Source organism: Streptomyces sp. AC627_RSS907 (assembly GCF_019049165.1).
Window position 1 is genome coordinate 1 of the sequence record NZ_JAGMUE010001260.1, and the last position, 662, is coordinate 662.

1 protein-coding gene is annotated in these 662 nt (G+C 69.6%); it reads right to left on the reverse strand.

Annotated features, from left to right (window positions below):
- Positions 1–479, reverse strand: a 479-nt coding sequence (locus KUM32_RS41370; RefSeq protein WP_217146787.1) for an acyltransferase, incomplete at its 3' end; no start/stop codon positions are given.
- Positions 480–662: the final 183 nt, after the last annotated feature.

Consider the following 662-nt stretch of genomic DNA (forward strand, 5'->3'; position numbering starts at 1 on the left):
GGCAAGGCCAGGTAGAAGAAGAGTTCGCAGGCGAGCGACCAACTGACGGCGTTGCCGCTGAGGAACACGTCGTACTCGGGCCACCAGGAGTGGATCAGCAGCAGGTTGGTGATCGCCTCGTCGGCGTCGACCGTGCCCGCGGCGGCCAGCATGCCGTCGGTGCGCGAGATCAGCCAGAAGGCCACCAGGGCGGTCACGAAGTGCCCGGGGTAGACCTTGGCGATCCGGCGGCGCCAGAACCGGGGTGAGCTGTCGCCCTCGCGGCGCGACCAGGCGAGGACGAACCCGCTGAGCACGAAGAAGAACGAGACGCCGATCCAGCCGGCCTTGTTCACGACGTCGGCGTAGTCGCCCTGCACCTCGGCGTCGCGGAAGAAGCGCTCCCAGGCGACGTGGAAGGCGAAGACCATCAGCGCGGCGATGAAGCGCATGCCGGTCAACGAGGGCAGGCGGGACGTGCGATGGTGCGTGGGGGTCATGGTGTGGTGCTCCCTAGAGGCCCGGCGCGTGGCCGGCTCGGTGTGTCAGTGGTGCCCCGCTCAGGCGCGTAGGGCCCGATCGGTGAGAGCCGACGCCGCCCCGGTGTAGCGGGCGGGGTCGAGCAGCCCGTTGATGTCCTCCTCGTCGAGGTGGGCGGTGACGTCGGGCAGTGCGGCCAGGAC